Genomic DNA, 10,332 nt, shown 5'->3' on the forward strand with positions numbered 1-10,332 from the left:
AGATATTTAGAATGAGTGGCGGATAATAAGCTCCGCCGTGAACTTCACCGCAATTATACTAAACAATAATTATTTTATGCTTAACGCTTTTTACTCAAATATCAAAAACGGAGCTTGCAGGACGTTTCTTATGATCTTTAGTGGCGAGAGTAGGGCATCTTGCAAGATCTGCGTCGAATACTCGGGCTTTTCAGTCGTGCCACGTATGGCGATGACGGTTGAGAGCGAGCGGTCCTTGCCAAGGATGATTTGGTTGATAAGTGGTATCTTATCGATGATGCCGCTTGCGTCTTTTAGTATCTTTAGCTCAAGGTCGATATTTATCTTTTTGCTCTTTAGATCGATCGTGCCGCGTCCGCCGATATCTGCGCTCGTGCCTATCATCTCAATCGCTAAAAACTCGATCACGTCGCCTTTTCTAGTTAGTAAAATTTTGCCATTTTTAACAGTGTAGCCTTTGTCGTTAAAGTCAGGCGTTTTAAAGCTAAGTAGCGACGGCACCGAGTTTAGGAAGCTAAGAAGTTTTTGATAAAAGATGTAGTCTTTTAGATATGTGCCAAAAAATCTCACCTCAGCCTTGAAATTTTTTGAGCTCTCTCCAAGCATTTTTAGGCGAAATTTACCGCCCTCAAAGCTCTTGATACTAAAAAGATCGTTGATAAACTCGCCACTTATATCAGTTGCGTCTAAATTTATGCTTTTCTCATCGCTAAAATATCCAACTCTGCCTTGCTTTGCTAGTCCATTTAGTGAGGTGCTTTTGCCCTTTTTTTCGGCGCTAAAGCTGGTAAATGGCAAGGTTTTGTTAAGGTCTTGCAAAATGATGTCACCATTTTTTGCAGATAGCTCTATGGGCGTGCTTTGCGTTTGGTTGCCGCTCTCATTGTCGTCAAGAACGACTAAATTTAAATCCTGCGTATTTACACCAACGCCTTTTTCTTTTATCTCAAGAGCCAGCTTCTTACTAGCACTATTTACCTTTACTATGCCGTTTTTCACCAAGATATTAACGTCGTCGCTCTCATATTTTGAGCCATTTTTATCTAAAAATGGCAGGTTAAATTTAAGCCCTTTTGCCAAAATTTCAAGATCAACAAAGTCCTTGCTCTTTATACTCACATCATCAAAACCAAGCACGCCGTTTTGCTTTAAAACTGGGGAGTTTTGCATGATAAATTCGCTATTTTTAGTAGCTATCACGCTCTCATCGCCAAAGCTTAAATTTAGCCCAAATGGCTCAATGCTAAGCGTTGTTTCATTTTGCTTACTAAAGTCAAGAAGTGCAGTAAATGGCTCATTTTTAAAGGCTAAAATTTCATCATTTTTCTCTTTTAGATCAAAGCTCTCTATGACGCCTTTTATCTCGCCAGTATTTTTTTGTAAATTTATATCTGCTTTTGCATTTGCTCTGAAAAAATCAAGCCCAAAGCCGCTTGCATCGATGTTTAGTGCAGAAGTATTTACAAGCTTTACAAGGGCACTTTTAGCGTTAAATTTACTCCCAGCGATATCTAAAACCGCGTCACTTATCTTAAAGTCGCCATTTGCGATGACGCTTTTTTCATCAAAATTTTCTAAGCTCTTTTCATCAAGCTTTATCAAAATTTTTAGGCTAGCGTCCATTTTGCCGCTTAGCTGCCTAACTGGCACGTTGATCTTATAAGCTCTTAGTATCTCATTTATCGCCTCATCGTAAATAGAATTTGTCTTTATAAAAAGCTCTAAATTTGCACTTTTTTCATCAAAGATGTTGTTTATAGCAACATTTGAGCCATCAAGCTTTTTGCCTTTATAAACGGGAGCTGTAAGGTCAAATTTAAGCTTTGAGTTATTAAGCGTGATGTTTGCCTCAGCGACATTTACAGCTGGCAAGCCTTTATCAAATTTAACAAGTAAATTTTTGGCATTTGCAGTCGCGTTTAGCTCGTTTAAGAAAAGATCATTTTCTTTAAGGTCAGCCTTGCCGTTTATCTCATTTAGGTGATAGTCATCAGCCACGATGTAGCCATATATCCAGTTTTTAACCTCGCTGTTTAGGTGTATGCGACTATCAAGCTCAGCGATGAAGTCCTTGATACTGCCAGCATTTACGTCATAGGCTTTGTAGGTTAAAAGTGTATCTTTTAAGGCAAAGCTAAGCTTGCCATTTAACTCGTGCGAGGTGAAATTTCCATCAAATTTATAGTCATCCTTGTCAAAATTTGCACTGCCCTCGCCGCTAATGCTGACGTTAAAATCTTTAAGGCTTAAATTTTTTACTATGAAGCGATCTATGCCATCTTTCTGCTTATTTTGAAATTTGATATCGATGTTTAGATAAGGGCTATCAACGAAAAATATATCATCTAAAAATAAAATTTTGATCTTAAAATCATCGCCTATTTGCACGCTCTCAAGTGAAATTTCTTGAAAAAAGGTCTCAAGATAATCCACGCCCTGACTAAGGTTTAAAAGTTGCTTGTCGCTAGCTTTTTGCTCTGCGTTTTGTTTAAAATTAGGTAGCTTGATCTGCTTTGCTCTTACAATTATTTTTTTATCTAACTTTATATATAATTGCTCCAATTTTACGCCGTAAAACTCGAAATCGTTAATTTTTATGCCGTATTTTAAAAGCAAAAGAAGCGAAAGAATCAAGATGATAAAAAATTTTATAAAAAAACCATACCTAGATATTTTTTTTGATATCGTACTCATCGTCGTCCTAAGCGTATTTGTCTATTTGGCACGCCCCATAAACACGAGCAAAGTCGTCTTTGTGCCAAAGGGAAGCGTGGGCGAGATTATATCTTATTTAGCTAATCGCAACTTTAACTTAAGCGCGATCGACAAGTACGCCATGCGCTTCATCGGCTCGCCTCAGTCTGGCTGGATCGAGATAGGCAAAGATAAAATTTCAAGGGTTGATTTTTTAAAAAAATTAGCCAAAGCAAAGGCAGCAATGACTGAGATCACGCTCATCCCCGGCGAAACTACGATCGTTTTTTTAAACCAGATAGCAGCCCAGCTAGGACTTGACGCAGCTAAACTAAATAGCGAATATAACGCCCTTGCGCCAGTCGCTGATGGCTTTTTAATGCCAAATACTTATAAGATCCCAGTTGGCATCAGTGAGAGGCATCTAGCTTATTACCTTGTAAATTCATCTAAAAAGGCGCAAAGCGAGATCAGTAGGAAAATTTTTGGCGAATACAACGAAAAAAAGTGGTTTAAAATTCTAACCATCGCTTCAATCATCCAAAAAGAGGCCGCAAACGACGCTGAGATGCCACTTGTCGCCTCAGTCATCTACAACCGCCTAGATAAAGGCATGAGGCTGCAGATGGATGGCACGCTAAATTATGGCATCTACTCGCACGATGTGATCACGGCTGAGCGCATAAGAAGCGATATGAGCGAGTTTAACACCTATCTAAACGACGGCATACCGCCAAGTCCAGTCTGCTGCGTCTCTATAAGTGCGATCAAAGCGGCGATAAACCCTGCAAAGAGCGATTATCTATACTTTGTGCTTGATAAAAAGGCAAAAAAACACATTTTTTCAAAAACCTTAAGCGAGCACAATCAAAATATCGTAAAATAGGGCTAAAATACAACTAGCTTTAATAAAAAACGTGATAAATTTCAAAAAATCAAAAGGGCTAATATGAGTGACATTATCTGGACTAAAACCGACGAAGCACCGCTATTTGCAAGCTACTCTCTCTTTCCTATCGTTAAGAGCTTTTTATCACGCGCTGGCATTAGCATAACTAGGGCCGACATAAGCCTAGCAGGGCGAATTTTATCTCTTTTTAGCAAAGAGCTTGGGCTAAACAAGGCTGACGAGCTAGAGCTTTTGGGCGAGCTAACCGCGCACAAAGAGGCAAATATCATAAAACTGCCAAACATCTCAACCACGCTCGTTCAGCTAAAAGCGGCTATTGATGAGCTTAGAAGCAAGGGCATAAACGTGCCATTTTATCCAGATGAGATCATCACAGACTACGACGAAGAGGTCGCTAAAAAATACCAAAAAGTACTAGGAAGCGCGGTAAATCCAGTGCTAAGACAAGGAAACTCAGATAGAAGAGTTTTGCCGCCGGTTAAAGAATTTGCCAAAAAACATCCTCATAGCAACGGCAACTGGGACAAGGCAAATAAAACTAAAATTTGCTACATGAAAAAGGGCGATTTTTATGAAAATGAGCGCTCAATCATCGCTAGCAAAGATGAGAAATTTTATATAAATTTCATAAGTTTAGATGGCAAAAAAGAGCTTTTAAAAGAGCTTAATGTTCAAAGCGGCGAGATCGTAGATGCTACCTTTTTAAGCGCAGATGAACTGAATAAATTTTATGAAAGCTGTTTTGACGAGGCAAAAAAAGAGAATTTGACCTTGAGTTTGCATCTAAAATGCACGATGATGAAGGTTAGCGACCCAGTCATCTTTGCTCACGCGATAAAGAGCTATTTTAAAGAGGTTTTTGAGCTATTTGGTGAAGAGTTTAAAACTCACGGCGTTGAGGCAAAAAATGGCTTAAAAGATATGTTTTCTAAAATTTCTCAGCTTAAAAATAAAGATGAAATTTTGGCTAAATTTGATGAAATTTTGAGCAAAAAGGCAAAAATTTGGGCACTAAATGAAAGTGCCAGCAACTTTGACGTGCCAAATGACGTCATCATCGACGCCTCAGTGCCTGCGCTCATTAGAAACTCTGGCAAGGTAAAAGATAAGGACGGCGAGCTAAATTTCTCACTTTGCATGATCCCAGATAGGACCTACGCTAGGGTTTATGAGGCCTGCGTGGCGGACTTTAAGGAGCATGGCGCGCTTGATGTGAGCAACATTGGCAGCGTGGCAAATGTGGGGCTTATGGCTAAAAAGGCCGAGGAGTACGGCAGCCACGATAAGACTTTCATCGCAAAAGAGGACGGAGAATTTGTTGTTTGCAACGAAGCTGGCGAGAACATCTTTAAATTTAGCGTTAAAAGTGGCGACATTTTTCGGATGACGCAGGCTAAAGAAGATGCGATAAATGCGTGGTTTGAGCTTGCTTTAAAAAGAGGCGAAATTTCAAAAGATGAGCTTATATTTTGGCTAGATAGTAGCCGCGCTCATGATAGAAATTTGATAGCTAAATTTGAAAAATTTAGAGATAAATTTACTAGTGCTGGCGTGAAATTTGAAATTTTAAACTACGAGCAAGCAACTAAAAAATCACTTGAAGCAATAAGAGCTGGCAAAGACGTCATAGGCGTCACTGGCAACGTTTTAAGAGACTATCTAACCGATCTTTTCCCGATATTTGAGCTAGGTGGCAGCTCAAAAATGCTCTCAGTTGTGCCACTACTTGCTGGTGGAGCGATGTTTGAGACTGGTGCTGGTGGAACGGCTCCAACACTTGTAAAAGAGCTAAAGGAGAAAAATCACCTGCTTTGGGATAGCTTGGGTGAGTTTTTGGCACTTAGTGCATCGCTTGAACATCTAGCATTTTTTAGGCAAAAAAAAGAGGCAAAAGAGCTAAGTGATGCGCTAAATAGAGCTGTTGCTAGCTATTTGGACGAAAACAAAACGCCAAATGCCACTCTTGATACCAGAGAGTCGCACTTTTATCTGGCACTTTTTTGGGCGAGAGAGATGGCAAAAAGTGGCGGGGTTTTAAGCAAAATTTTTGAAAATTTAGCCCAAGAGCTAGAAAAAAATGAGAGTGAAATTTTAAAGCAGATCAGAGAAAAAGATGGTGCAAGCGTGGAATTTGGCGGATACTACCTGCTAGATGAAGCAAGAGCTAATGAGGTCATGAGACCAAGTGAAATTTTAAATCAAATAATAGGATAAGAGATGAAAATAAGTGTAGTTGGAGCTGGAAACGTCGGTGCTAGCATAGCTTATGCGCTTTGTATGAGAGAGCTTTGCGATGAGATAGCGCTTGTAGATATCTTTGGAGACGTGGCGCGCGCAAAAGCGATCGATCTAGCGCAGTCAAGCTGCGTCTTTAACGCAAAAACTAGCGTTTGTGGTGGCGATGATTTTGTGCTAATTGAAGGCAGTGACATCGTCATAGTCACTGCTGGAAGCCCAAGAAAAGAGGGTCAAACCAGAGAAGATCTGCTACTTAAAAACGCCGTTGTCGTAAAACAAACTGCGCAAAATATCGCTAAATTTGCACCAAATGCAGTGATAATCGTAGTCACAAATCCGCTCGACGTGATGGTCTGGACGGCACATAAATTTAGCGGTTTTAGCAAAAACAAAGTGATCGGCATGGCTGGTGAGCTAGATAGCGCAAGGTGCAGATATGAGCTAGCGCTTTTAAAAGATAAGGACGCCAGTAAGCTAAGAGCAAAGATCGTCGGCGCTCACAATGACGAGATGATCGTATCAGCCAGCAATATCAGTGAAAATTTAAATGAAAATGAGCTAGCAATCCTTAAAAAAGAGACAAGCACTGGCGGCGCAAAGATCGTTAAACTGCTTGGCACTTCGGCTTACTACGCACCAGCGGCTGCAGCTGTGAAGATGTGCGAGATGATCGTTGGTAAGAGTGATGAGATAATAAGCGCTAGCGTGCTAATCGATGATGAGCTAAGCTGTGGCAGGCTAGTAAGGCTCGGACGTGATGGCTTAAAAGAAATTTTAGAGCTAAATTTAGACGAAGACGAGCAAGAGCAACTAAACAAAAGTGAAGCTGAAATTAGAAAAAATATCAAATTTTTAAAAGAAAACTTAGAGTAGGAAGATATATGATCGTAAAAGAAAATGTCCCAGTTTGGGTCGATGAGAGCAGGTGTAAGGCCTGTGATGTCTGCGTGAGCTACTGCCCAGCAGGCGTGCTAGGTATGAGGCTTGAGCCAAAGGCGGTGCTTGGCAAGATGATAGAAGTGGTCTATGCTGACTCATGCATAGGATGCCGTGACTGCGAGCTTCACTGTCCTGATTTTGCCATCTATGTGGCTGATAAAGGCTTTAAATTTGCAAAGCTAACGCCTGAGAGCAAAGAGCGAGCTGCGGCTGTAAAGGCAAATAAATTTGCCAAGCTTGGAGAGAGCGCATGAGAGAGGTAGTATCAACTGGAAATGCCCTAGTAGCAAGGGCTGCGGTCGAGTGTGGCTGTAACTTCTTTGGCGGATATCCTATCACTCCAAGCAGCGAGATCGCCCACGAGCTAAGCGTGCTTTTGCCAAAACATGGCGGCACATTTATACAAATGGAAGATGAGATAGCTGGAATTTCAGTAGCTCTTGGCGCAAGTGCGAGTGGCGCTAAAGCGATGACTGCTAGCTCTGGTCCAGGAATTTCACTAAAGGCTGAGCAAATAGGGCTTGGCTTTATCGCTGAGATACCGCTTGTCATCGTAAATGTCATGCGCGGTGGCCCTTCAACTGGCCTGCCTACCCGCGTCGCACAAGGCGATATCTTGCAGGCTAAAAACCCAACTCATGGCGATGTAAATATGATAGTGCTAGCGCCTAGTAGCCTAGAGGAGTGCTATACGCAAACGGTGCGTGCCTTTAATCTCGCAGCTAGGTTTATGACGCCAGTTATGCTGCTACTTGATGAGACGATAGGCCACATGCAAGCAAGGGTTAGTTTGCCAGAAATTAGCGAGCTAGAAATTTATAAAAGAAGAGAATTTAGCGGCGAGCCAAAAGAGTATAAACCATACGAGGCTGCACCAGACGCGCCAGCTACGCTAAATCCTTTCTTTAAAGGCTATCACTACCACATAACTGGGCTTCATCACGGCGCAACTGGCTTTCCAACAGAAGATGGCAAGATCGTTGAATACTCAATGAATAGGCTGTTTAACAAGATAAATTTACACACTGATGAGTGCGAAGAATTTGAAGAGTTTATGCTTGAAGACGCTGAAATTTGTATCATCGCTTTTGGCAGCGTGGCGCTTTCAGCTAAGCAAGCGATATTAAATTTACGTGAAAAAGGGCTAAAAGTAGGGCTGTTTAAGCCACTCACACTTTTCCCAGCTCCAGCTAAAAAGCTAAAAGAGATATCAGATAAATTTAAGAAAATTTTAGTCTGCGAGCTAAATTTAGGTCAATATAGTGGCGAAATTTCAAAGATCATCTTAAGAGATGACTTTGCAAAACTGCTAAAAGCAAACGGCAGACCGATAAGTCCAAGCGAGATCGAGGCGAAGATAGGAGAAATTTATGGCTTTTGATTATGATAAATACTTACGAACAGACAAAATGCCTACTCTTTGGTGCTGGGGCTGTGGCGACGGCGTCATACTAAAGGCTCTCATCCGTGCGATAGACACGATGGGCTGGGATATGAACGACGTTTGCGTGGTCTCAGGCATAGGCTGCTCTGGCCGCTTTAGCGGATATCTAGACTGCAACACCATCCACACGACGCACGGCAGAGCCATAGCCTACGCCACTGGCGTAAAGATGGCAAATCCAGACAAACATGTCATCGTAGTAACTGGCGACGGCGACGGACTGGCGATCGGAGGCAACCACACGATACACGGATGCCGCCGAAATATCGGGCTAAATCACATCTTAATCAACAACTTCATCTACGCGCTAACAAACTCGCAAACTAGCCCAACGACGCCAAAGGGCATGTGGACGGTCACAGCGCAGTATGGCAACATCGATCCTAGCTTTGACGCCTGTAAGCTCGCAACCGCCGCAGGTGCTAGCTTTGTCGCGCGCGGAAGCGTCATCGAGCCAGAGAAGCTTACAAAGCTCTTTGTAGAGGGCTTTAGCCACGATGGATACAGCTTTTTTGATGTATTTTCAAACTGCCATATAAATTTAGGACGCAAGAACAAAATGGGCGAAGCGGTGAAAAATTTAGAGTGGATAAAGGGCCGCACGACGAGCAAGGTCAAATTTGACATGCTAAGCGATGAGGAGAAAAAAGGCATTTTCCCACTTGGTGTGCTTCATAAAGATGAAGAAAAGATTGAATACACCAAAGCTTACGACATGGTAAGAAGGGCTGCTATGAGCGGTGAAGCGATCGATTTTAAGGAGCTAGCATGAAGTCACAGCTAAGATTTGTCGGCGTTGGCGGACAGGGCGTCATACTAGCAGGCGAGATCCTCTCAGCTGCCAAGATAAAAGCAGGCGGATACGGCGTCAAGGCATCTACCTATACATCTCAGGTGCGCGGCGGTCCAACGAAGGTCGATATCATACTTGATGAGAAAGAAATTTTATATCCTTATGCAAACGAGGGCGAGATAGATTTCATGCTAGCAACTGCGCAGATAAGCTACGATGCCTTTAAAAGTGGCGTGAAAGAGGGCGGCGCGATCGTTGTTGAGCCAAATTTGGTAAAAGTAAGCGATGAAGACAAAAAGCGCTGGAAAATTTATGAAATTCCTATCATCTCTATCGCAAAAGACGAGGTCGGAAACGTCATCACCCAAAGCGTCGTGGCTCTTGGTGTGGCTGTGGCGATGAGTGGGTGCATGGATGAAAATTTAGTGCGTGAAGAGATGCTAGCAAGCGTGCCAGCTAAAGTCAAAGAGGCAAATGCTAAAGCTTACGAGCTAGGTCTAAAATACGCAAAAGAGCTTTTAAAATAAATTTTTTGGCTAAATTTGATTTAGCCAAAACCTCACAATATGGATCAGATAAAACTAGAAAATTTCCGCAAAGAACATGGCTTTGATATACCTATCATTAGAAGCTTGCCGGCTGGTGAGTGCTTAAAGATAAGAGAGAATTTACTTCATAAATTTAGTCTAGATGATGTAGATGAGTTTTTTAAGATAGATAAATTTAGCAGGCTTGATGGCTTTAATGCGGACGAAGAAAATTTTGATCTCAAGGCTGTTTTTAACAAGCTTAACATCGCCACGCCAAATGAAATTTGCATAAATTTTAATAAATTTGAGAGCATTGATATTTTGCATTTTGATGACCTTTCTAAATTTTTTAGCGATATCTGGTATCCGTCACTTGATGACATTGAGATATTTGATATAAATTTAAGCTTTATTTTCTCAGTCAGACACTACGGTGGGATATACTACGTAATTTTATAAAATTTACCGCAAAAAGATAGCATAAATTTATCCCACGTCTTTTGGCGTGGGAATTCCTTAAGAATTTATACCAAATTTCTATTTTACTTATCAAAAATATGCAAATTTTAATAACATTATCGTTTTAAAATTTACTTTGTAACGATAAAACATCTCGTTGGTAAATTTCATAAAAATTTAAAGTTTTATCTTACTAGAAGCTAGCAGCGATTTTTTCGTAAATGTATAAAAATTTCAAGTCGTTTTTAAATTTAAAAACAACCCAGAAATGACAAAAATTCTTATATAGATTTTTTATTTACATTATTATTGTTTTGGTTATAAT

At 41.0% G+C, this 10,332-nt stretch carries 9 protein-coding genes; 8 read left to right on the plus strand and 1 reads right to left on the minus strand.

The annotated features are described in order from the left end of the window. Positions 1-90 precede the first annotated feature (90 nt). Positions 91-2,562: an AsmA-like C-terminal domain-containing protein gene (locus CYP77_RS06635; RefSeq protein ID WP_103567215.1), complete on the minus strand. Its 2,472-nt coding sequence runs from the start codon at positions 2,560-2,562 to the stop codon at positions 91-93. 73 nt (positions 2,563-2,635) lie between these two features. On the opposite strand from CYP77_RS06635, the gene mltG reads away from it, so the two are divergent. From mltG to CYP77_RS06675, 8 genes are all read left to right on the plus strand, one after another. Continuing rightward, a complete protein-coding gene (gene mltG, locus CYP77_RS06640; RefSeq protein ID WP_103567209.1) occupies positions 2,636-3,580 on the plus strand; it encodes an endolytic transglycosylase MltG in 945 nt (314 codons plus the stop codon). A gap of 63 nt (positions 3,581-3,643) precedes the next feature. Next, a complete protein-coding gene (locus tag CYP77_RS06645) occupies positions 3,644-5,818 on the plus strand; it encodes an NADP-dependent isocitrate dehydrogenase (RefSeq protein ID WP_103567210.1) in 2,175 nt (724 codons plus the stop codon). Positions 5,819-5,821: 3 nt separating this feature from the next. Further along, entirely contained in the window at positions 5,822-6,715 is an 894-nt protein-coding gene (locus CYP77_RS06650) for a lactate/malate family dehydrogenase (protein ID WP_103558485.1), read from the plus strand. Between the two features lie 8 nt (positions 6,716-6,723). Continuing rightward, positions 6,724-7,035 (plus strand): 4Fe-4S dicluster domain-containing protein, encoded by a 312-nt coding sequence (locus CYP77_RS06655; protein ID WP_009293870.1) that lies wholly within the window; start codon positions 6,724-6,726, stop codon positions 7,033-7,035. After that, the gene (locus CYP77_RS06660; RefSeq protein WP_103567211.1) at positions 7,032-8,162 is read left to right on the plus strand and encodes a 2-oxoglutarate synthase subunit alpha; all 1,131 of its coding nucleotides are present in this window, start codon (positions 7,032-7,034) and stop codon (positions 8,160-8,162) included. The genes CYP77_RS06655 and CYP77_RS06660 overlap by 4 nt, the downstream gene beginning before the upstream one ends. Then, a complete protein-coding gene (locus tag CYP77_RS06665; protein WP_103567212.1) occupies positions 8,152-8,997 on the plus strand; it encodes a 2-oxoglutarate ferredoxin oxidoreductase subunit beta in 846 nt (281 codons plus the stop codon). Before CYP77_RS06660 ends, CYP77_RS06665 begins: the two co-directional genes overlap by 11 nt. Next, on the plus strand, positions 8,994-9,545 hold the full coding sequence (locus CYP77_RS06670) for a 2-oxoacid:acceptor oxidoreductase family protein (protein WP_103567213.1): 552 nt from the start codon (positions 8,994-8,996) through the stop codon (positions 9,543-9,545). The genes CYP77_RS06665 and CYP77_RS06670 overlap by 4 nt, the downstream gene beginning before the upstream one ends. 39 nt (positions 9,546-9,584) lie before the next feature. Next, positions 9,585-10,007: a heat-shock protein gene (locus tag CYP77_RS06675; RefSeq protein ID WP_103567214.1), complete on the plus strand. Its 423-nt coding sequence runs from the start codon at positions 9,585-9,587 to the stop codon at positions 10,005-10,007. Positions 10,008-10,332: the final 325 nt, after the last annotated feature.

It is taken from the genome of Campylobacter concisus (assembly GCF_002913865.1).
Taxonomy (GTDB): Bacteria; Campylobacterota; Campylobacteria; order Campylobacterales; family Campylobacteraceae; genus Campylobacter_A; species Campylobacter_A concisus_AM.